The organism is Streptomyces capparidis, assembly GCF_054782095.1.
Genome location: NZ_BAAGTD010000029.1, coordinates 61,542 through 82,819, shown reverse-complemented (window position 1 = coordinate 82,819; position 21,278 = coordinate 61,542). Strand labels below are relative to the sequence as shown.

The window sequence follows — 21,278 nt, the reverse complement described above, 5'->3', positions numbered from 1 at the left end:
GCGTAAGCTCCCGCGCATGGAGTTCGCGCAGCCTTCCGCGCCGCCCGGCCCGCCGGGGGGCGCGGCCCTGGCCGGACACGCCCCCGCGATCACCGCGCTGGCCGGGCGGTGGCTGCCCCTGGCCGAGCGGGACGCGCCGGGGGCGGACCTGGTGTGCTCGCCCGCCGGGCTGTGGCTGGCGCTCGCCGCCGTGGCCGCGGGCGCGCGGGGCGGGACCGCGCGGGAGCTGCGGGACGCCGTGGGGGTCGCGGGGCCGGAGGCGGCCCGCGCCGTGACCGCGGCCGCGGACGCGCTCGGCGCCACGGACGCGCTGGCGGTGGCCACCGGGGTGTGGAGCGGAGTGCCGGTGTACCGGGAGTTCCGCGAGGCGCTGCCCCGGGTGGGGTTCGGGCCGCTGGACCCGGCCGGCCCCGGCGGCGTGGACGCCTGGGTGGCCCGCGCGACGGGCGGGCTGATCGAACGGCTGCCGGTGCGGCCGTCGCCCGGGACGCTGCTGCTGCTGGTGAACGCGCTGGCGCTCAAGGGCCGCTGGGCGGAGCCGTTCCCGGCGCGGCTGACCGCGCCCGCGCCGTTCACCGACGCCTCCGGGGCGCGGTCCCGGGTGCCGACGATGTCCAGGTCGCTGCCGCCGGGCGACGCCTGGTACCAGGGCCGCACTGCGGTGGTGGAGCTGCGCTGCCGCCGCGAGGGCGCGGGCGAGCCGGTCCGGGTGCGGTTCGCGCTGGGGGCGCCGGACGCGACGGCGTCCGAGGTGCTGCCCGCGGCGTGGGCGCCGCGGGCGGCGGGCGGCCCGGCGCGGGCCGACGTGGTGCTGCTGAGGCTGCCGCGGCTCTCGCTGCGGTCGCTGATCGAGGTGACGCAGCAGCTTCCGGAGCTCGGGGTGGAGCTGGCGGCGTCCGGCGCGGCGGACTTCTCGCTGCTGTCCCCGGAGCCGCTGAGGATCGACCAGGTGGTGCAGGAGGCGGTGCTGACGGTGGCGGAGGAGGGGGTGGAGGCCGCCGCGGTGACGATGGTGCCGATGGCGGCGGGCAGCGCGCCGGTGCGCCGCCGGTACCTGACGCTGTCGTTCGACCGCCCCTTCGGCATCGTCGTCCTGGACGGCACGGGCACGGTCCCGCTGTTCGCCGCCTGGCAGGCCACGGCCCCGAACGGCCCGCGGGGCCCGTCCGACCCGCCGGAGTGGACGGATCCGGGCCGGGCGGGGCGCTGAGGGGCACGGACGCGACCGCGGCGCCCGCCCGCACCGGAGGTGGGGCGGGCGCCGCGGACGCGTGCCCTGTGGTGGGCGGGGCTCAGACGGTCAGCGGGCGGTCCGTCGGGCGGACCGGGGACGGCAGGGCCGTCTCGCCGGTGAGGTACCGGTCGACCGCCGCGGCGGCGGCGCGGCCCTCGGCGATGGCCCACACGATCAGGGACTGGCCGCGGCCCGCGTCCCCCGCCACGAACACCCCGTCCACGTTGGTGGCGAAGTCCTCGTCGCGGGCCACGTTGCCCCGCGCGTCCAGCTCCAGGCCGAGCTGGTCGACCAGGCCGTTGCCGCGCTCGGGCCCGGTGAAGCCCATGGCGAGGGTGACGAGCTGGGCGGGGATGCCGCGCTCGCTGCCGGGCACCGGCTCGAACCTGCCGTCCCTGAACTCCACCTCGACCAAGTGCAGCTTCTGGACGTTGCCGTCCTCGTCGCCCTCGAAGTGGGTGGTGGACACCGAGTAGACGCGCTCGCCGCCCTCCTCGTGCGCGGAGGTGACCTTGTACGTCATCGGGTACGTCGGCCAGGGCTGGTGCGCCGGGCGCTCGTCGGTGGGCCGCGGCATGATCTCCAGTTGGGTGACGGACGCCGCGCCCTGCCGGTGCGCGGTGCCGACGCAGTCCGCGCCGGTGTCGCCGCCGCCGATGACCACCACGTGCTTGCCCTCGGCCGAGATCGGGGCGGTGACGTAGTCGCCCTCCTGGACCTTGTTGGCCAGCGGCAGGTACTCCATCGCCTGGTGGACGCCCTTGAGCTCGCGGCCGGGCACCGGCAGGTCGCGGGCCTGGGTGGCGCCGGCCGCGATGACCACCGCGTCGTACCGCCTGCGCAGCGCGTCGGCGGTGATGTCGGTGCCGACCGCCACGCCGGTGCGGAACTTGGTGCCCTCCGCCCGCATCTGCTCGATGCGCCGGTTCAGGTGGCGCTTCTCCATCTTGAACTCGGGGATCCCGTACCGCAGCAGCCCGCCGATCCGGTCGGCCCGCTCGTACACCGCGACGGTGTGCCCGGCCCGGGTGAGCTGCTGGGCGGCGGCCAGGCCCGCCGGGCCCGAGCCGATGACGGCGACGGTCTTGCCGGACAGGCGCTCCGGGGGCTGCGGGGTGACGTCGCCGCTCTCCCACGCCCGGTCGATGATGGCGACCTCGACGTTCTTGATGGTCACCGGGTCCTGGTTGATGCCGAGCACGCACGCGCTCTCGCACGGCGCGGGGCACAGCCGCCCGGTGAACTCCGGGAAGTTGTTGGTGGCGTGCAGGCGCTCGGCGGCGGCCTTCCAGTCGTCGCGCCACACCAGGTCGTTCCACTCGGGGATGATGTTGCCCAGCGGGCAGCCCTGGTGGCAGAACGGGATGCCGCAGTCCATGCAGCGGCCCGCCTGCTTGCTGATGATCGGCAGCAGCCCGCCGGGGACGTAGACCTCGTTCCAGTCCCGCACGCGTTCGCCGACCGGGCGCCGGTCGCAGAGCTGACGCCCGGTGGTCAGGAATCCCTTCGGGTCAGCCATGTGCCGCCTCCATCATCTTCGCAACGGTCTCGGACTCGGAGAGCCCGGCCTGCTCGGCGGCGTCCTTGGCGGCGAGCACTGCCTTGTAGTCATGGGGAATGATCTTGGAGAAGCGCCGGACGGCGTTCTCCCAGTCGGCGAGGAGCGCCTCGGCGACGGTGGAGCCGGTCTCCTCGTGGTGGCGCCGCACCACGTCGTGCAGCCACCGGCGGTCCTCCGCGTCGGGCTCCTCCGTCCCGACCAGGCCGGGGTTGACGTTCGCCGGGTCCAGGTCGACGACGAACGCGATGCCCCCGGACATGCCCGCCGCGAAGTTGCGGCCGGTCTCGCCCAGGACGACGGCGCGGCCGCCGGTCATGTACTCGCAGCCGTGGTCGCCCACGCCCTCGGCCACCACGGTGGCGCCGGAGTTGCGCACGCAGAACCGCTCGCCGACCCGGCCGCGCAGGAACATCTCGCCGCCGGTGGCGCCGTAGGCGAGGGTGTTGCCCGCGATGACGGAGTACTCGGCCAGGTGGTCGGCGCGCCGGTCGGGCCGCACCACGATCCGGCCGCCGGACAGGCCCTTGCCGACGTAGTCGTTGGCGTCGCCCTCCAGGCGCAGGGTGACCCCGCGCGGCACGAACGCGCCGAAGGACTGGCCGGCCGCCCCGGTGAAGGTGATGTCGATGGTGTCGTCCGGCAGGCCGGCGCCGCCGAACCTGCGGGTGACCTCGTGGCCGAGCATGGTGCCGACGGTGCGGTTGATGTTGCGGATGGCCACCTGGGCGCGGACCGGCTGGGCCTCCTCGGCGGTCGGCGCGGCCAGCGCGTCGGCGGCGAGGCGGATCAGCTCGTTGTCGAGCGCCTTGGCCAGACCGTGGTCCTGCTCGGTGACGCGGTGCCTGGCGGTGCCCTCGGGCAGGTCGGGGACGTGCAGCAGCGGGGCGAGGTCCAGGCCCTGCGCCTTCCAGTGGTCCACGGCCTGTCCGACGTCGATCAGCTCGGCGTGGCCGACGGCCTCGTCGATGGAGCGGAAGCCCAACTGCGCCAGGAGCTCGCGCACCTCCTCGGCGATGAACTCGAAGAAGTTGACGACGAACTCGGGCTTGCCGGTGAACCGCTCGCGCAGCACCGGGTTCTGGGTGGCGATGCCGACCGGGCAGGTGTCCAGGTGGCACACGCGCATCATCACGCAGCCGGAGACCACCAGCGGCGCGGTGGCGAAGCCGAACTCCTCGGCGCCGAGCAGCGCGGCGATCACCACGTCGCGGCCGGTCTTGAGCTGGCCGTCGGTCTGCACCACGATGCGGTCGCGCAGCCCGTTGAGCAGCAGCGTCTGCTGGGTCTCGGCCAGGCCGAGCTCCCAGGGGCCGCCCGCGTGCTTGAGCGAGGTGAGCGGGGAGGCGCCGGTGCCGCCGTCGTGCCCGGAGATGAGCACGACGTCCGCGTGGGCCTTGGACACGCCCGCCGCGACCGTGCCGACGCCGACCTCGGAGACCAGCTTCACATGGACGCGGGCCCTGGGGTTGGCGTTCTTCAGGTCGTGGATGAGCTGCGCGAGGTCCTCGATGGAGTAGATGTCGTGGTGCGGCGGCGGCGAGATCAGGCCGACGCCGGGGGTGGAGTGCCGGGTCCTGGCCACCCACGGGTAGACCTTGTGCCCGGGCAGTTGGCCGCCCTCGCCGGGCTTGGCGCCCTGGGCCATCTTGATCTGGATGTCGTCGGAGTTGACCAGGTACTCGCTGGTCACGCCGAACCGGCCGGAGGCGACCTGCTTGATGGCGCTGCGCCGCCGCGGGTCGTACAGGCGGTCGGGGTCCTCGCCGCCCTCGCCGGTGTTGGACTTGGCGCCCAGCTCGTTCATGGCGATGGCGAGGGTCTCGTGGGCCTCCTGGGAGATGGACCCGTAGGACATCGCGCCGGTGGAGAACCGCTTGACGATCTCGCTGACCGGCTCGACCTCGTCGATCGGGACGGGCTCGCGCACGCCGCCCTTGAACCGGAACAGGCCGCGCAGCGTCATCAGGCGCCGCGACTGCTCGTCCACCCGCTGCGTGTACTGCTTGAAGATGTCGTAGCGGCGGCTGCGGGTGGCGTGCTGGAGGCGGAAGACCGTCTCCGGGTCGAACAGGTGCGGCTCGCCCTCGCGGCGCCACTGGTACTCGCCGCCGATCTCCAGGCGGCGGTGCGCCGGGGAGATGCCGTCGGACGGGTACGCCTTGGCGTGCCGGGCGGCGACCTCCTCGGCGACGACGTCGATGCCGACGCCGCCGATCTTGCTGGTGGTGCCGTGGAAGTAACGGTCCACGAACCGCTGCTCGAGCCCTATGGCCTCGAAGACCTGGGCGCCGCGGTAGGAGGCGACGGTGGAGATGCCCATCTTGGACATCACCTTCAGCACGCCCTTGCCCAGCGCCTTGATCAGGTTCCTGATGGCCTGCTCCGGCTCGACGCCGGTGAGGAAGGTGCCCTCGCGGACCAGGTCCTCCACGGACTCCATGGCCAGGTACGGGTTGACCGCGGCGGCGCCGTAGCCGACGAGCAGCGCGACGTGGTGCACCTCGCGCACGTCGCCCGCCTCCACCAGCAGGCCCACGTTGTCCCGCTGCTTGGTGCGGATCAGGTGGTGGTGCACGGCGGAGGTGAGCAGCAGCGACGGGATCGGGGCGTGCTCGGCGTCGGAGTGCCGGTCGGACAGCACGATCAGCCGGGCGCCGTTCGCGATCGCGGTGTCGGCCTCGGCGCAGATCTCCTCCAGCCGGGCGGCCAGGGCGGCGCCGCCGCCGGAGACCCGGTACAGGCCGGAGAGGGTGACCGCGGCCAGGCCCGGCATGTCGCCGTCGGCGTTGATGTGGATGAGCTTGGCGAGCTCGTCGTTGTCGATGACCGGGAACGGCAGGGTGACGTTGCGGCAGGACGCCGGGGTGGGCTGGAGCAGGTTGCCCTGCGGGCCGACCTGGGAGACCAGCGAGGTGACCAGCTCCTCGCGGATGGCGTCCAGCGGCGGGTTGGTGACCTGCGCGAACAACTGGGTGAAGTAGTCGAACAGCAGCCGGGGCCGGTCGGACAGGGCGGCGATGGGCGTGTCGGTGCCCATGGAGCCGATGGGCTCGGCGCCGCTCCTGGCCATCGGGGTGAGCAGGACCCGCAGCTCCTCCTCGGTGTAGCCGAAGGTCTGCTGGCGGCGGCTGACGGAGGCGTGGGTGTGGACGACGTGCTCGCGCTCCGGCAGCTCGTCCAGGTGGATCATGCCGGCGTCCACCCAGTCGGCGTACGGGTACTCGGCGGCGAGCTCGGCCTTGATCTCGTCGTCCTCGACGATGCGGTGCCCGGCGGTGTCCACCAGGAACATGCGGCCGGGCTGGAGGCGGCCCTTGCGGACCACCCGGTCCGGGTCGATGTCGAGCACGCCGACCTCGGAGGAGAGCACCACCAGGCCGTCGTCGGTGACCCAGTAGCGGCCGGGGCGCAGCCCGTTGCGGTCCAGCACGGCGCCCACGAGGGCGCCGTCGGTGAAGGTGACGCAGGCCGGGCCGTCCCAGGGCTCCATCAGGGTGGAGTGGTACTGGTAGAAGGCGCGGCGGGCCGGGTCCATGGACTCGTGGTTCTCCCACGCCTCCGGGATCATCATCAGCACGCTGTGCGGCAGGGAGCGCCCGCCGAGGTGCAGCAGCTCCAGGACCTCGTCGAAGGACGCGGAGTCCGACGCGCCGGGGGTGCAGATCGGGAAGATCCGCTCCAGGTCGCCGGGGATGAGGCCGGTGGCGAGCTGGGACTCGCGGGTGCGCATCCAGTTGCGGTTGCCGATGACGGTGTTGATCTCGCCGTTGTGGGCGATGAACCGGTACGGGTGCGCGAGCGGCCAGCTCGGGAAGGTGTTGGTGGAGAACCGCGAGTGGACCAGGGCGAGCGCGGAGGCGAACCGCCGGTCGGACAGGTCCGGGAAGAACGGCTCGAGCTGGCCGGTGGTCAGCATGCCCTTGTAGGTGATGGTGCGCGCGGACAGCGAGGCGAAGTAGACGTCGGCCTCGCGCTCGGCGCGCTTGCGCAGCACGAACGCGATCCGGTCCAGGTCGATGCCGCGCCGCAGGCCCTCGGCGTCCGCCACGAAGAGCTGGGCGAAGCGGGGCATGGTGGCGCGGGAGGTGGCGCCCAGCAGGTCGGGGGCGACGGGGACCTCGCGCCAGCCGAGGACGGTGAGCCTCTCCTCGGCGGCGATCTGCTCGATCTGCCGGACGGCGGCGGTGTGCGCGGCCTCGTCCACCGGCAGGAAGGCGATGCCGACGGCGTAGGCGCCGGGCTCGGGCAGGGGGAAGCCCGCGGCCTCGCGCAGGAACGCGTCGGGGACCTGGAGCAGGATGCCCGCGCCGTCGCCGGTCTCCGGGTCGGAGCCGGTGGCGCCGCGGTGCTCCAGGTTGCGCAGGACGGTCAGCGCCTGCTCGATGAGGTCGTGGCTGGCCTCTCCGCTGAGGTGGGCCACGAAGCCGACGCCGCAGGCGTCGTGCTCGAAGCGGGGGTCGTACATTCCTTGGGGGGCGGGGCGCCCGTCCATGTGGTCCCGGCCGGGGAATCGGCCGGGAGCGGAGTGCGTGGACGCGGAATGCATCGGCTCTCCCGTCGTCGTCGTGGCATATGCCTTGCTGGCTTTAAGGACATGCGCATGGGGACGACGTTGGCCCTCTGCGATTTCGTGCAGGTTACATGATGACCGCGGTGTCGAGAAGCGGATACGCGGTTCCAGCATGTGGACTACGCGGACGGCGCAGCCGGTGGCGCAAAGGGGCGACGATGCCCGGGGCGCCAACGGTTGATGCCCGGAGAGGCGTGGTTTGAAACGAGTGTGAAACAAGTAACGTTCGAGCACCGTGCCAGCGAAATCCCGCCGTACCTCGGGGGGAGGCGGGAGCGGTACGCGTGGGCTGCGGGGATGTGTCCGGGGCGGACGGGCGGGCGCATCGAACAACGTGCCGAAGGCAGGGGTCATTCCCCGGTGGACACGCGAACGGCCGCCTCCCCGCCGAGGGGGAGGCGGCCGTCGCCGCGGTTCGTGTCCTGTGCCGCCCGTCAGGGCCGCGGGCCGGAGGGCCCGGTCCCGTCGCCGCCCGCCGCGCCGGCGCCGTTGGACGCGGTCGCCGGCGCGTCCTCGCGCTCCGGGTTCCCCGGGGCGCCGCCGGTCCCGCCGCCGCCGTTGGCCTCGCCGCCGGGCGCGGCGTCCCGGGGGCCGCCGTCGCCGTTCTCCGGTCCGGCGTTCTCCGGTCCGGCGTTCGCCGTTCCCTCGCCACCGGCCTCGGCCGCTCGCGCCGCCGCCGGCTCCACCACGGCCTCCCGGCCCGGGTGCCGCCGGGCGGACAGGACGAAGAAGGCGACCGCGAGGAGGAAGACGACGATGCACGTCCAGTTGTTCAGGCGCATGCCGAGGAAGTGGTGCGCGTCGTCGATGCGCATGTACTCGATCCAGAACCGGCCGACGGTGTACCCGGCGACGTACACCGCGAACGCCCGGCCGTACCCCATCCGCCACCTGCGGTCCGCCCACACCACCAGCAGCGCCAGACCCACGCACCACAGCGACTCGTACAGGAACGTCGGGTGGTAGGTGGCCACGTCCAGGCTGTCGGCGGGCCGCTTGTTCTCGGCGATCTCCACGGCCCACGGCACGTCCGTCGGCTTGCCGTACAGCTCCTGGTTGAACCAGTTCCCCCAGCGGCCGATGGCCTGGGCCAGCGCGATGCCGGGCGCCACGGCGTCGGCGTACGCCAGGAAGGGGATGCCCCGGCGGCGGCAGGCGATCCACGCCCCCAGCGCGCCGAGCGCGATCGCGCCCCAGATGCCGAGGCCGCCCTCCCAGATCTTGACGGCGTCCATCGGTTTGCCGTCGTCGCCGAAGTACGGCTCGGGCGTGGTGACGACGTGGTACAGGCGCCCGCCGACGAGGCCGAAGGGCACCGCCCACACGGCGACGTCGGCGACCGTGCCGCTCAGCCCGCCGCGGGCGACCCAGCGCCGGTTGCCGTACCAGATGGCCACGAAGAGGCCGACGATGATGCAGAACGCGTAGCCGCGCAGCGGGATCTCCCAGAGGTGGATCGCGCTGTCGGAAGGGCTGGGGATGTATGCGAGGTCCATGGCAGGACCGACCGTACCCTGCGCGGGTGCCGCTGTCCCAAAGTGGGGCGGAGAGCGTGTCTCGCGAACGGTGCGGCCGAGGGCCGCGGAGGACGGCTGGCGCCCCCGCGGTGTCCGCCGCCCGGGTGAGCGGGGGCACCGCGGGGGCGCCCGGGGTCAGGCGCCCTTGTTCGCCTGGTCCACCAGTGACCTCAGCCGCTCCGGGGTGAGCGGGGTGTTCTGGTCGGGGTAGATCTTGCGGTCACCGAGCAGCACGGTCGGGGTGGAGGTGTGGCCGGACGTGCCGAACTCCTCCTGCACCCGGTCCACCCAGTCGCGGAAGCGGTCCTGCTCCACGCACTGCCGGAACCCCGCGTTGTCCTTCAGCGCGGGCACCTGCCGGGCCAGCTCGATCAGCCGCCCGGTGTCCCCGTAGGCGTCGTCCGACTCCGGCGGCTGATTGGCGTACAGCACCTCGTGGTAGCGGGGGAAGGCGCCGGCGTCCTGCGCGCAGGCGGCGGCGTTGGCGGCGCGCTTGGAGCCGTTGCCCGGGATGTTGTCGTCGATGAACGACACGATGTGGTAGTCCACCCGGGCCCGGCCCTGCTCGGTCAGCTCGGCGACGGTCGGGCCGAGCTGCTTCTCGAACAGGCCGCAGGCGGGGCAGCGGAAGTCCTCGTAGACGGTGATCACGGCCTTGGCGTCGGCCGGGCCCACGGGGATGACCGTCCTGGGGTCGCCGGTGGCGCCCCGGGGGGCCGCGGCCGACCGGTTGGCCCCGCCGCCGCCGTCCCCGCCGTCCCGGTTCGCCACCAGGGTGCCGACCGCGGCGGCGATCACCACCACGGCCACGGCCGCGCCGACCACGGCGATGCCCCGGTTGCGCCTGGCCCTGGCCTCGTCGCGGCGCTGTTCCTCCCGCAGCCGCTCCCGGGCGGCGCGCCTTGCCTCTCGGTTGTTCTCGCTCACCCCCTGACGAACGAGACACACCCGGCCACGGGACCGCCCGGCGGGGCGGCGCCGCTCGAACGAAGGACGGACCGTACCCCTTTCGGGGGATACGGTCCGTCCTCGTGTTTGGCCTGCCGCGCCCGTGGGGCGGGTGCCCGCGCGGGCGGCTACGGGCGGGTGCGCACGCCCCTGGCCAGATCGGCGGCCAGCTCCCGCACGGCGGCGACGCCCGCGTCGATGCCGTCCGCGTCCAGCAGCCGCTTGACGAACGCCGTGCCGACGATCACCCCGTCGGCGAACGCCGCCACCTCGGCGGCCTGCTCGGCGTTGGACACCCCGAGCCCGACGCACACCGGCAGCCCGGTGGTGGCCCGGGTGCGCCGCACCAGGTCCTCCGCCTGCTCCCCGACGGTGGCCCGGGTGCCGGTGACGCCCATCAGCGACGCGGCGTACACGAAGCCGGACCCGGCGGCGGTGATCCGCGCCAGGCGGTCGTCCCGGTTGCTCGGCGCCACCACGAACACCGTGGCCAGTCCGTGCCGCTCGGCGGCCTTCCGCCACTCCTCGGACTCCTCCACCGGCAGGTCCGGCAGGATGCAGCCCGCTCCCCCGGCGGCGGCCAGGTCCGCGGCGAACCGCTCCACGCCGTAGCGGTCCACCGGGTTCCAGTAGGTCATCACCAGCACCGGGGCCCCGGCGGCCGCCACCCGCTCGACCGTGCGCAGCACGTCGGCGATGCGCACCCCACCGCTCAGCGCGATGTCGTCGGCGGTCTGGATGACGGGGCCGTCCAGCACCGGGTCGCTGTGCGGCAGGCCGATCTCCACCACGTCGCAGCCGCCCTCGACCATGGCGGTGGCGGCGCGCACCGCGCCGTCGACGGTGGGGAACCCGGCGGGCAGGTAGCCCACCAGCGCGGCCCGGCCCTCGGACCCGGCCTTCGCCAGCACGGCGGACAACTGCTCCACGCTCATCGGTCGCCCTCCTGCGGGGTGTCGTACAGGCCGAAGTAGCGGGCGGCCGTGTCCATGTCCTTGTCGCCGCGGCCGGAGAGGTTCACCAGCAGCAGCGCGTCCGGGCCCAGCTCCCGGCCCAGGGCCAGGGCGCCGGCCAGGGCGTGGGCGCTCTCGATGGCCGGGATGATGCCCTCGGTGCGGGACAGCAGCCGCAGCGCCTCCATCGCCTCGGCGTCGGTGACCGCGCGGTACTCGGCCCGCCCGGAGTCCTTCAGCCACGCGTGCTCCGGGCCGATGCCGGGGTAGTCGAGCCCGGCGGAGATCGAGTACGGCTCGGTGATCTGGCCGTCCTCGTCCTGGAGCACGTAGGAGCGCGAGCCGTGCAGCACCCCCGGGTCGCCCTGGGTGAGGGTGGCCGCGTGCTCGCCGCTGTCCACGCCGTGCCCGCCCGCCTCGCAGCCGACCAGGCGCACGCCGGTGTCCGGCAGGAACGCGTGGAACAGGCCGATGGCGTTGGAGCCGCCGCCGACGCAGGCCACGGCGGCGTCCGGGAGCCTGCCCGCGCGCTCGAGGATCTGGCGGCGGGCCTCCACCCCGATCACCCGGTGGAAGTCGCGGACCATGGCCGGGAACGGGTGCGGGCCCGCGACCGTGCCGAGCAGGTAGTGGGTGCCGTCCACGTTGGCCACCCAGTCGCGGAACGCCTCGTTGATGGCGTCCTTCAGGGTGCGGCTGCCGGAGGTCACGGGAATCACCTCGGCGCCCAGCATGCGCATCCGGGCGACGTTCAGCGCCTGGCGCCGGGTGTCCACCTCGCCCATGTAGACGACGCACTCCAGGTCCAGCAGGGCGCAGGCGGTCGCGGTGGCCACGCCGTGCTGGCCCGCGCCGGTCTCGGCGATGACGCGGGTCTTGCCCATGCGCTGGGTGAGCAGGGCCTGGCCGAGCACATTGTTGATCTTGTGGGAGCCGGTGTGGTTGAGGTCCTCCCGCTTGAGGAAGATCCGGGCGCCGCCGGCGTGCTCGGCGAAGCGGCGCACCTCCGTCAGCGCGCTGGGGCGGCCGGTGTAGTCGGCGAGCAGTTCGTCCAGGCGGGCGGCGAAGGCGGGGTCGGCCTTGGCCTTCTCGTACTCCTCGGCGACCTGGTCGATCGCGGCGACCAGGGCTTCGGGGACGAACTTGCCGCCGAACGGCCCGAACCAGCCGCGGGCCGTGGGGACGCTGCCGTCGGGGTCGGGCAGGAAGAACCGATGGGTTTCGTGCGTGGGCATGTCGGCTGTGAGGTCCTCTCGGGAGGATCCGGTCGTCCGGTCGGGACTCCTGGCGCCGGGCGGCCGGGGCGTGCGCCCGAGGGGGCGCGCCCGGCGGCCCGCGCGGGAGCCGGTGCTGGAAAAGGTGGCGTTGGTGCGGCTCGGCCTCAGCCGAGGCGCCATCGCCTGCCCGGCACCTGGCCCGGTTCGCAGCCGATCACATAGCGGACCCTGCGGCCCAGCACCCGGCGCGCGGGGGCGCGGCAGCCGCGGGGGCGGCAGCCTCGCCTGTTGCGTGCCTGGATGCTCATGGGGGGCAGCCTACCGCCGCGACGGGGGCGGGTGTGCGCCGGGCGGGGTGCCGGGTCAGTCCCGGCCGTGCCGCAGCGCCGGGTGGGCGCCCGCCGCGACCAGGTCGGCGACGGCGGCCTTGGGGTCCCGGCCGGTCACCAGGGACTCGCCGACGAGCACGGCGTCCGCGCCGTCGTGGGCGTAGGCGATCAGGTCGTGCGGCCCGCGCACCCCGGACTCGGCGATCTTCACGATGTGGTCGGGGATGGTCGGCGCGACCCGGGCGAAGTTGCCCCGGTCCACCTCCAGCGTCTTCAGGTCCCGGGCGTTGACCCCGATCACCTTCGCCCCGGCGGCGACGGCGCGCTCGACCTCGTCCTCGTCGTGCACCTCGACCAGCGGGGTCAGCCCGATCGACTCGGCGCGCTCGACCAGGGAGACCAGCGCGTCCTGCTCCAGGGCGGCGACGATCAGCAGCGCGAGGTCGGCGCCGTGGGCGCGGGCCTCCCACAGTTGGTAGGCGGTGACGATGAAGTCCTTGCGCAGCACGGGGATGTCCACCCGGGCGCGCACCGCCTCCAGGTCGGCGAGCGAGCCGCCGAACCTGCGCTGCTCGGTGAGCACGCTGATCACGGCCGCCCCGCCCGCCTCGTAGTCGGCGGCGAGCCCCGCCGGGTCGGCGATGGCGGCGAGCGCGCCCTTGGACGGGCTGGAGCGCTTGACCTCGCAGATGACCTTGACGCCGTCCCCGCTCAGGGCGGCGACCCCGTCCTTGGCCGGCGGCGCCTGGGCGGCGCGCTCCTTGAGCTCCTCGAGGGAGACGCGGGCCTGTCGCTCGGCGAGGTCGGCTCGGACTCCGTCGATGATCTCGTCGAGCACACTCACGCGTTGACCCCTTCTGTGGGAGGTACGGGACATGTCCACCGTCACCGGTCGGTGACCGCTGGGCCCGGTTCCGGTCACGCCCCGGTCAGGCACAGCGATGGTATCCGCCGCCGGGCGGGGCTCCCGCACGCGGGCGGCGCCGGTCCCAAGGGGTGGACAACTCGGGCCAAGTGCCCGCCGGGCCCCGGGTCCTATGGTGCCAGGACCGCCCCGAACGGCAGATTCCGGACGACGGTGAAGGCGGCCGCCGCCGCTGCGGCGGCCCATATCAGGGGCGGCCGGAAACGTACGGGGGCGGGGCGGCCGCAGGCGGTCCGGGCCAGCCAGCGGACCCACAGCGCGGCCAGCGCGGCGAAGGCGGCCAGGGCGGCCGCGTTCAGTCCCGCGGCGGCGACGGGGTCGCCGTGCGCCAGCGCCAGCGTGGCGCGCAGCCCGCCGCAGCCGGGGCAGTACAGGCCGGTCAGGCCGGGCAGCGGGCAGGGCGGGAACCGGGCGGACGCGGTGGGCAGGGCCGCGGCGACGGCGGGCAGCGCGGCGGCGCAGGCGGCGAGGGCGAGCAGCGGGGCGGCGACGCGCCGGGGGGCCGGGCGGACCCGGGCGGGCGCCGGGGCGGGCGGGCCGGTTCTGGTCACACGGCGATTGTCACCCCGGGGACGCGGGGGCGCGCGGGGGGCGGGTGGTGCGGGTGAGACGCGCCGCCGGGCGCTTGTCCGGCACCGCGGGGCGTCGCCCCGCCGTCGCCGGCCGTGCGGCAGTGGCCGTGCGGCAGTGGCCGTGCGGCAGTGGCCGGCCCGGGACGCGCCGGCGTGGTGGCCGGCCCGGGACGCGCGCGGGCGCGGTGTCCGGTGGGACACCGCGCCCGAGAAGACGCCCCTGGGGCCCGCCGTCCCCGCGGGTGCGGGGACGGGCGCGCCGGTGGACCGGCGGGTCAGTGCTTGACCGTCGTCCGCTCCGAGGCGCCGCCGGAGGCCGCCTCCTCGCCGCCCTCCTCGGCGGAGGCCGGGGCGGAGCCGCCGGTGGAGGCCCGCTGCTCGTCGGCGGCGCGCGCGGCGGCCGCCGGGGACTGGGTGCGCAGCGGGGGGTTCGGCTGCGTCTTGCCCATGCCCATCATCTGCATGACCTTGCCGACCACGCCGCCGAGCAGGACGACGCCGAAGCCGACCCACATCAACGGCAGGTTGGCCATCACCACCGCGGCTCCGGCGACGCAGAAGCCGATGAAGGTGATGGTCACGCCGGTCCATGCGGCGGGGGTGTGTCCGTGGGCGCTTGCCGACATGACTGCTCCTTGTCGTTCCTCGATGCCCGAGAAGGGGCGCTGCCCCCATTGTCCCCTGTCACCGGGGGCGCCTTCACCCGGGGGGCGGTGGGCGAACGGCGGGGGTCAGCGGTCCGTCGGGTCCTCGCCGCGGTCCAGGGCGCGCCAGATCTCGTCGGGGCGCTCCGTGGCGGCCGGGCGGGCGGCGCGGCGGGCGGAGCCACCTCCGCCGGGGGCCTCGTAGCGGCTGGACATGGCGGGCCAGTCGCGGCCCCGGAGCAGGGCGAGCAGCCCGGAGGCGAGGAGCAGCGCGCCGCCGGCCGCGGCGACCCAGGGCCAGGCGGTGTGGGTGACGCCGGTGGCGTGGGCGTCGGACAGGCCGGCCGCCGCGACCGCGGCCTCGTCCAGCGCCTCGCCGTCGAAGGCGCCGAGCACCGCGGTGAGGGCCGCGACCGCGCCGGACAGGGCGAGCAGCGCGGAGACGAGCAGGCGCCCGGCGCGGCGCACCGCGAACACGGCGACGAGCGCGGCGAGGCCGACGAGGGCGAGCGCGCCGGGTATCGCGGTGACGTCGCCGCCGTCCACGGACAGGGTGTGCGCGGTCTGCCGGCCGGAGTCGACCGCGACCCGGCCCTCGGCCCAGGTGCGGCCCGCGGCGACCAGGACGAGCGAGGCCCCGGCCACGCCGAGGGCGAGACCCGCGGCGAGGGCGCGCCGCCCGCCGGGGGCCCGGGTGGCGGGCGGTGCCGCGGTGTCGGTCGTGGTGCTCACTTCGCTCCCGTCCGCGCCGCGGGGTCGTCCGCGGGCTGCTGTGGCTGGGGCCGCTCCGGCGCGGGCCGCCCGGCGCCGTCCGCCCCGGGGGGCGCGGCCGGGGCGGGCAGGCCGACGGCGGCGGGCGCCATGGTGGCGGCGGTGGCGACGGCGCGCAGCACGGCCGCCGCCTTGTTGCGGCACTCGGTGTCCTCGGCGGCCGGGTCGGAGTCGGCGACCACGCCGGCGCCCGCCTGCACGTACGCGGTGCCGTCGCGCAGCAGGGCGGTGCGGATGGCGATGGCGGTGTCGGAGTCGCCCGCGAAGTCCAGGTAGCCCACGCAGCCGCCGTACAGGCCGCGGCGGGTGGGCTCGAGCTCCTCGATGATGCGCATCGCGCGGGGCTTGGGCGCGCCGGAGAGGGTGCCGGCGGGGAAGCAGGCGGTGAGCACGTCGAAGGCGGTGCGGCCGGGCGCGACCCGGCCGACCACGGTGGAGACGATGTGCATCACGTGGCTGTAGCGCTCGACGGACATGAAGTCCACGACCTCCACGCTGCCGGGCTCGCAGACCCGGCCGAGGTCGTTGCGGCCCAGGTCCACCAGCATCAGGTGCTCGGCGCGCTCCTTGGGGTCGGCGAGCAGCTCGGCGGCGAGGTCGGCGTCCTCCTGCGGGGTGGCGCCGCGGCGGCGGGTGCCCGCGATGGGGTGCAGCATGGCCCGCCCGTCCTCGACCTTGACCAGCGCCTCCGGGCTGGAGCCGACCACGTCGAACCCGTCGAGCCGCAGCAGGTACATGTAGGGGCTGGGGTTGGTGGCGCGCAGCACCCGGTAGACGTCGAGCGCCGAGGCGGGGCACGGCGCCTCGAAGCGCTGCGAGGGCACCACCTGGAAGGCCTCGCCCGCGCGGATGCGCTCCTTGATGTCCTCCACGGCGGCCTGGTAGGCGGGGCCGCCCCAGCGGGGGGTGTACTCCGGGACGCCGTCGGAGGCGAAGACGGCGGGGGCCGTGTCGGCGGGCCTGGCCAGGTCGGCGGTCATCGCGTCGAGGCGGGCCACGGCGTCGGCGTAGGCCGCGTCGACGCCGGTGTCGAGGTCGTTGTGGTTGACCGCGTTGGCGATGAGCAGCACGGTGCCCTCGACGTGGTCGAGGACGGCGAGGTCGGTGGCGAGCAGCATCGTCAGCTCGGGCAGCCGCAGGTCGTCCTCGGCGTGGCGGGGCAGCTTCTCCAGGCGGCGCACCACGTCGTAGCCGAGGTAGCCGACCATGCCGCCGGTGAACGGGGGCAGCTTCAGCATCCCGTCCAGGTCGCGGGGGGTGTGCAGGGCTTCGAGGGTGGCGCGCAGGGCGGCCAGGGGGTCGCCGTCGATGGGGACGCCCACGGGGGGCGAGCCGATCCAGTGGGCCTGCCCGTCCCGCTCCACCAGGGTGGCGGCGCTGCGGACGCCGACGAAGGAGTAGCGCGACCATGAGCGGCCGTTCTCGGCCGACTCCAGCAGGAAGGTGCCGGGGCGCTCCCCGGTGAGCCTGCGGTACAGGCCGACCGGGGTCTCGCCGTCCGCGAGGAAGCGCCGGGTGACGGGGACGACCCGGCGGTCGCGGGCGAGCTTGCGGAAGGTGTCGGCGTCGGGGATGACGGTGCCCGTGGTCATGGCGGTTCAGCCTAGTCCGCTGGGGCGGGCGGCCGGGGGCTGCGCGGGGGCGGCGGGGCGCAGCGGGAGTTCGCCCGCGTCGAAACAGGTGCGGTCCCCGGTGTGGCAGGCGGCGCCGACCTGGTCGACCTTGACCAGGACGGTGTCCCCGTCGCAGTCGAGGGCGACGGACTTCACCAGTTGCACATGGCCCGAGGTGTCGCCCTTGACCCAGTACTCGCGGCGGCTGCGGCTCCAGTAGGTGCAGCGGCCCGTGGTGAGGGTGCGGTGCAGCGCCTCGTCGTCCATCCAGCCGACCATGAGCACCTCCCCCGTGTCGTACTGCTGGGTGACGGCGGGGAACAGCCCGTGCTCGTCGCGCTTGAGGCGGGCGGCGACGGCCGGGTCGAGGGCGGACGGGCGAGCTGCTGGCATGACCCCATTGTGCCGAGGCCCGCCGGCGGGCGGGGCGCCGGGATGCGGGCGGGCGGCCGGGAGCCGGCCGGGGCGGGCGGGCCGTCACCCTTCGTGACCTGGTCGTTACATGGTCCCGAGCTGGTGACAACTTCCGCACAAGCGGCGCCGGATTCACCCGTTCGGGGCACGCTTCGCCTATGAGCGTGCCTCCGCCCCCACCGCCGCCGCACGTCCCTCCGGGTTCCGGAGGGGGGTTCGGGCCGCCTCCGGGCGGGTTCGGGCCTCCGTCCGGCGGGGACGCCCCGCCACCCGTGCCCCCGCCGCCGTCCATGCCGCCGCCCGGCCCTCCCGGCGGGTACGGGGGAGATCCCGGTTACGGAGGGTACGGGAGCTACGGCGGTTACGGGGGGTACGGCGGGCAGCCGCCCGGCGGGTACGGGCCCGGGGACCCGGCGGGCCCGGGCGGTGGCGGCGGTCGGGGCCGGGCCGTGATCGTGGCCGTGGCCGTAGTGGCCGTGACCGGGCTGGCCGTGGGCGGCGTCGTGGCCTTCGCCGGGGACGGCGACGGCGGCGACGAGGCGCGGCGGCAGTCCACCGCGAGCGGCGCCTCCGCGTCGCCGTCCGCGCCCAGCCCGTCCCGCTCCCCCACGTGGTCGCCGACGTGGTCGCCGACCTGGACGCCGTCGATCCCCCCGTACACCCCGTCCATCGACATCGACGACCTGCTGCCGAGCTTCACCCACACCCCCGACCCCGACCTGTTCGACGACCCGACCGCGAGCCGGGACCCGGGCTGGATCCCCTACGTGGCGCTGAAGAAGGGCGAGTGCTTCAACACGCCGGGGCTCGACCGCAGCGTGAGCACGCTGCGGAAGGTCTCCTGCGGGTCGCCGCACGACGGCGAGGTCATCGGCACCGCGAAGCTGACGGGGACGTTCACCACCGAGAAGGCCCTGTCGCAGAAGGCGGAGCAACTGTGCGAGGGCCAGGCCAGGCAGGCCGCGAACCGGCAGGCCGACGGCCGGGTCTACTACAACTACGTGCTGCACCCGGTGCTCGACACCTACGAGTCCGGGGTGGAGACCGTCTCCTGCTCCCTGACGCTCAGTGACAAACCGGGCGGGAAGAAGCTCACCGCCCGGTTGAAGTGACCGCGCGGGGGGCGGCCCCGCCGTCGGGCGCCGCCTCCCCGGGGGCGGCGTTCGACTGTGCCTGGAGGAACGCCCATGGGCCGTTGTCGGCGGTCGGTCGTAGGGTGGTCGCATGTCGACTCATGCCCAGCGCGAACGCCTGATCCTCGCCGACCTGCTGGAAAGTGCCGGGCCCGACGCCGCCACGCTGTGCGACGGGTGGCGCACCCGCGACCTGGCCGCCCACATCGTGCTGCGCGAGCGCCGCGCCGACGCGATCGGCGGTGTGCTCATCAAGGCCCTCGCGCCCCGTATGGAGCGGGTGCAGGCCGAGATCGCGGCCAAGCCGTACGACGAGCTGATCCGGCTGATCCGCACCGGCCCGCCGCGGCTGTCCCCCTTTTCCCTCAAGCAGGTGGACGAGGCGGCGAACACCGCCGAGTTCTACGTCCACAGCGAGGACGTGCGCCGCGCCCAGCCGGACTGGACGCCCCGCGAGATAGACCCGGTCTTCGCCGACGCCCTGTGGAAGCGGCTGGAGACCACGGCCCGGGTGCTGGCCCGCCGGGCGCCGGTCGGCCTGGTGCTGCGCCGCGGCAACGGGCAGACCGCGGTGGCCCACAAGGGCGTCCCGGTGGTCACCGTCCACGGGGAGCCGAGCGAGCTGCTGATGTTCGCCTTCGGGCGGACCGCCCACGCGGACGTGGAGTCCGAGGGCGACAAGGGCGCCATCGCCACGCTGATGGGCAAGCCGCAGCTCGGCATCTGACCCGCCCTCGGCCGCCGGGGCCGGGCCCGCCGGCGGGCCCGGACGGCCGCCGCTGCCCCTCCCGGCCGTGGGACGGCCCGCCCCACGGCCCCGTTCCCGCACGTCCCCGAACCCCGGCCTGGAGCCCATGACCGCGCCCCCGCACTCCCCCGGTCCGCACCCCGCCCGGCCTCCGGTGCACGGCGGCGGGCACCACGGCGCGGGCTCCCCCGACACGGGACCTGCGTCCGGCGGGAAGGGCGGCCCGGGCGGCGAGGAGGCGCGCAGACCGGCCGAGCTGCGCCGGATCGCCCGGCTGTTCGTGCCGTACAAGGGCCGGCTCACCGTGCTGCTGGTGCTGATCGGCGCGGCGTCGGTGGTGTCGCTCGCGTCGCCGTTCATGCTGCGGGAGATCCTGGACACGGCGATCCCGCAGGGCCGCACCGGGCTGCTGTCCCTGCTGGCCCTCGGCATGATCGTGGTCGCGCTGGTCAACTGCGTGCTGACGGTGGTGCAGACGCTGATCTCCACCACCGTGGGGCAGCAGGTCATGCACGACCTGCGGGTGGAGGTCTACAGCCACCTCCAGCGGCTGTCCCTGGGCTTCTTCACCCGCACCCGCACCGGGGAGATACAGTCCCGGATCGCCAACGACATCGGCGGGATGCAGGCGTTCGTCACCAACACCGCCACCACCGTGGTGTCCAGCCTGACGACCGTGGTCGCCACCATCGTGGCGATGTTCGCGCTCGACTGGCGGCTCGCCCTGATCTCGCTGGCCCTGCTGCCGGTGTTCATATGGATCAGCCGGAGCGTGGGCCGGGAGCGCCGCAGGATCGTGCGGCGGCGCCAGGAGAAGATGGCGCTGCTCACCGCGAGCGTGGAGGAGTCGCTGTCGGTCAGCGGGATCCTGCTGGGCCGCACGATGGGCCGCGGGCCCGGCCTGGTGGAGGACTTCACCCGCCAGTCGCGGGAGCTGTCGGAGCTGGAGGTCGCCTCGTCCATGGCCGGGCGCTGGCGGTCGTCGTCCATCCAGATGGTGATGTCGGCGATCCCGGCCGCGATCTACTGGGGGGCGGGCCTGACCGTGGCGGGTGGCCACGGGTCGATCTCGGTGGGCACCGTCGTGGCGTTCGTGACGTTGCAGAACGCGCTGTTCGGCCCGGCGATGGCGCTGCTGCGGGTGGGCGTGCAGATGCAGAGCAGCCTGGCGCTGTTCACCCGCGTCTTCGAGTACCTCGACCAGGAGCCGGAGCTGACCGAGAAGCCCGGCGCCCGGTCGGTGCCGCGCGAGCGGATCCGCGGCGAGCTGGTCTTCGAGGACGTGGACTTCCGGCACGCCGGGGACGGCCCGCCGGTGCTCCAGGGCATCCGGCTGCGGGTCCCGGCGGGCGGCAGCCTGGCGCTGGTCGGCGCCACCGGCTCGGGCAAGTCCACGCTGGCCCAGCTCGCGGCGCGGCTGTACGACCCGGTGCGGGGCAGGATCACCCTGGACGGGGTGGACCTGCGGGACCTGACGTTCGACACGATCGCCTCCGCGGTGGGCGTGGTGTCGCAGGAGACGTATCTGCTGCACGCCTCCGTGGCCGACAACCTGCGCTTCGCCAAGCCGGACGCCACGGACGAGGAGCTGGTCGCGGCGTGCCGGGCGGCGCGGGTGCACGACCGGATCACGGAGCTGCCCGAGGGGTACGCCACGCTGGTCGGCGAGCGCGGGCACCGGTTCTCCGGCGGCGAGAAGCAGCGGCTGGCGATAGCCAGGACACTGCTGCGCGACCCGCCGGTGCTGGTGCTCGACGAGGCGACGAGCGCGCTGGACAACACCACCGAGCGGCAGGTGCAGCAGGCCCTGGACGAGCTGGCGCGGGGCCGCACCACCATCACGATCGCGCACCGGCTGTCCACGGTCAGGGGCGCCGACCGCATCGCGGTGCTGGACCGGGGACGGATCGTGGAGTACGGCGGGCACGAGGAGCTGCTGGCGCTCGGCGGCCGGTACGCCCGGCTGTGGGCGCACGGCGAGGACCCGGCGGCGGCGCTGGGGCCGGGCGGGGAGGACGGCGCGGTGGCGGTGGCCCCCGGGCCCTGATCACCGGCCGGCTCGGCGCTCTCGACGCCCCGGCTTGTCGGACCCCGGCGCTCCTGGGGCGCCGAGGCCCTTGCACCGCCGA

Annotated in this window: 16 protein-coding genes and 1 pseudogene; 4 read left to right on the top strand and 13 right to left on the bottom strand. The window is 74.8% G+C overall.

Translation table 11 applies throughout. The features are described from left to right. The first annotated feature begins 16 nt into the window (after positions 1-16). Positions 17-1,210, top strand: a complete 1,194-nt coding sequence (locus ACYVO2_RS23050) for a serpin family protein (protein WP_461009841.1) — start codon at positions 17-19, stop codon at positions 1,208-1,210. 82 nt (positions 1,211-1,292) lie between these two features. Here ACYVO2_RS23050 and ACYVO2_RS23045 read toward each other — a convergent pair whose 3' ends face one another. The 13 genes and pseudogenes from ACYVO2_RS23045 to hisI all read right to left on the bottom strand — a co-directional run bounded on the left by ACYVO2_RS23045 (position 1,293) and on the right by hisI (position 17,247). Beyond that, the gene (locus ACYVO2_RS23045) at positions 1,293-2,753 is read right to left on the bottom strand and encodes a glutamate synthase subunit beta (RefSeq protein WP_461009840.1); all 1,461 of its coding nucleotides are present in this window, start codon (positions 2,751-2,753) and stop codon (positions 1,293-1,295) included. After that, entirely contained in the window at positions 2,746-7,341 is a 4,596-nt protein-coding gene (gene gltB, locus ACYVO2_RS23040) for a glutamate synthase large subunit (RefSeq protein ID WP_461009865.1), read from the bottom strand. The genes ACYVO2_RS23045 and gltB overlap by 8 nt, the downstream gene beginning before the upstream one ends. 458 nt (positions 7,342-7,799) lie before the next feature. Further along, complete coding sequence (gene lgt, locus ACYVO2_RS23035) at positions 7,800-8,861, bottom strand: prolipoprotein diacylglyceryl transferase (protein WP_461009839.1); 1,062 nt, start codon at positions 8,859-8,861, stop codon at positions 7,800-7,802. A 156-nt stretch (positions 8,862-9,017) separates the two neighbouring features. Continuing rightward, positions 9,018-9,809: a DsbA family protein gene (locus tag ACYVO2_RS23030; RefSeq protein ID WP_461009838.1), complete on the bottom strand. Its 792-nt coding sequence runs from the start codon at positions 9,807-9,809 to the stop codon at positions 9,018-9,020. Positions 9,810-9,958: 149 nt separating this feature from the next. Further along, positions 9,959-10,765, bottom strand: coding sequence for a tryptophan synthase subunit alpha (gene trpA, locus ACYVO2_RS23025; protein ID WP_461009837.1), 807 nt, complete (start codon positions 10,763-10,765; stop codon positions 9,959-9,961). Further along, positions 10,762-12,018: a tryptophan synthase subunit beta gene (gene trpB, locus ACYVO2_RS23020; protein ID WP_461009836.1), complete on the bottom strand. Its 1,257-nt coding sequence runs from the start codon at positions 12,016-12,018 to the stop codon at positions 10,762-10,764. The genes trpA and trpB overlap by 4 nt, the downstream gene beginning before the upstream one ends. Before the next feature lie 146 nt (positions 12,019-12,164). Then, positions 12,165-12,308, bottom strand: a complete 144-nt coding sequence (gene trpM / locus ACYVO2_RS23015) for a tryptophan biosynthesis modulator TrpM (RefSeq protein WP_461009835.1) — start codon at positions 12,306-12,308, stop codon at positions 12,165-12,167. Positions 12,309-12,363: 55 nt separating this feature from the next. Beyond that, positions 12,364-13,173, bottom strand: coding sequence for an indole-3-glycerol phosphate synthase TrpC (gene trpC, locus ACYVO2_RS23010; RefSeq protein ID WP_461009834.1), 810 nt, complete (start codon positions 13,171-13,173; stop codon positions 12,364-12,366). 191 nt (positions 13,174-13,364) lie between these two features. Then, positions 13,365-13,805: a DUF2752 domain-containing protein gene (locus ACYVO2_RS23005; RefSeq protein WP_461009833.1), complete on the bottom strand. Its 441-nt coding sequence runs from the start codon at positions 13,803-13,805 to the stop codon at positions 13,365-13,367. Positions 13,806-14,221: 416 nt separating this feature from the next. Next, a pseudogene (locus ACYVO2_RS23000) lies at positions 14,222-14,452 on the bottom strand (HGxxPAAW family protein); the annotation flags it as partial. Between the two features lie 105 nt (positions 14,453-14,557). Then, on the bottom strand, positions 14,558-15,202 hold the full coding sequence (locus ACYVO2_RS22995) for a TIGR02234 family membrane protein (protein WP_461009832.1): 645 nt from the start codon (positions 15,200-15,202) through the stop codon (positions 14,558-14,560). Further along, on the bottom strand, positions 15,199-16,833 hold the full coding sequence (locus ACYVO2_RS22990; protein WP_461009831.1) for an anthranilate synthase component I: 1,635 nt from the start codon (positions 16,831-16,833) through the stop codon (positions 15,199-15,201). Before ACYVO2_RS22990 ends, ACYVO2_RS22995 begins: the two co-directional genes overlap by 4 nt. Before the next feature lie 6 nt (positions 16,834-16,839). Beyond that, positions 16,840-17,247 carry a phosphoribosyl-AMP cyclohydrolase gene (gene hisI / locus ACYVO2_RS22985; protein ID WP_461009830.1) on the bottom strand — a complete coding sequence of 136 codons (408 nt, stop codon included), beginning with the start codon at positions 17,245-17,247 and terminating at the stop codon, positions 16,840-16,842. A 482-nt stretch (positions 17,248-17,729) separates the two neighbouring features. On the opposite strand from hisI, the gene ACYVO2_RS22980 reads away from it, so the two are divergent. The 3 genes from ACYVO2_RS22980 to ACYVO2_RS22970 all read left to right on the top strand — a co-directional run bounded on the left by ACYVO2_RS22980 (position 17,730) and on the right by ACYVO2_RS22970 (position 21,196). Beyond that, positions 17,730-18,380, top strand: coding sequence for a septum formation family protein (locus ACYVO2_RS22980; RefSeq protein ID WP_461009829.1), 651 nt, complete (start codon positions 17,730-17,732; stop codon positions 18,378-18,380). Positions 18,381-18,492: 112 nt separating this feature from the next. Beyond that, positions 18,493-19,128 (top strand): TIGR03085 family metal-binding protein, encoded by a 636-nt coding sequence (locus ACYVO2_RS22975; protein WP_461009828.1) that lies wholly within the window; start codon positions 18,493-18,495, stop codon positions 19,126-19,128. A 127-nt stretch (positions 19,129-19,255) separates the two neighbouring features. Beyond that, positions 19,256-21,196 carry an ABC transporter ATP-binding protein gene (locus tag ACYVO2_RS22970; RefSeq protein WP_461009827.1) on the top strand — a complete coding sequence of 647 codons (1,941 nt, stop codon included), beginning with the start codon at positions 19,256-19,258 and terminating at the stop codon, positions 21,194-21,196. Positions 21,197-21,278: the final 82 nt, after the last annotated feature.

Excerpts from the sequence above, each read along its gene's own strand:
- ACYVO2_RS23050 (WP_461009841.1), top strand. The coding sequence starts at position 17 with ATGGAGTTCGCGCAGCCTTCCGCGCCGCCCGGCCCGCCGGGGGGCGCG.
- ACYVO2_RS23045 (WP_461009840.1), bottom strand. The coding sequence starts at position 2,753 with ATGGCTGACCCGAAGGGATTCCTGACCACCGGGCGTCAGCTCTGCGAC.
- gltB (WP_461009865.1), bottom strand. The coding sequence starts at position 7,341 with ATGCATTCCGCGTCCACGCACTCCGCTCCCGGCCGATTCCCCGGCCGG.
- lgt (WP_461009839.1), bottom strand. The coding sequence starts at position 8,861 with ATGGACCTCGCATACATCCCCAGCCCTTCCGACAGCGCGATCCACCTC.
- trpA (WP_461009837.1), bottom strand. The coding sequence starts at position 10,765 with ATGAGCGTGGAGCAGTTGTCCGCCGTGCTGGCGAAGGCCGGGTCCGAG.
- trpB (WP_461009836.1), bottom strand. The coding sequence starts at position 12,018 with ATGCCCACGCACGAAACCCATCGGTTCTTCCTGCCCGACCCCGACGGC.
- trpM (WP_461009835.1), bottom strand. The coding sequence starts at position 12,308 with ATGAGCATCCAGGCACGCAACAGGCGAGGCTGCCGCCCCCGCGGCTGC.
- ACYVO2_RS22990 (WP_461009831.1), bottom strand. The coding sequence starts at position 16,833 with ATGACCACGGGCACCGTCATCCCCGACGCCGACACCTTCCGCAAGCTC.
- hisI (WP_461009830.1), bottom strand. The coding sequence starts at position 17,247 with ATGCCAGCAGCTCGCCCGTCCGCCCTCGACCCGGCCGTCGCCGCCCGC.
- ACYVO2_RS22975 (WP_461009828.1), top strand. The coding sequence starts at position 18,493 with ATGTCGACTCATGCCCAGCGCGAACGCCTGATCCTCGCCGACCTGCTG.
- ACYVO2_RS22970 (WP_461009827.1), top strand. The coding sequence starts at position 19,256 with ATGACCGCGCCCCCGCACTCCCCCGGTCCGCACCCCGCCCGGCCTCCG.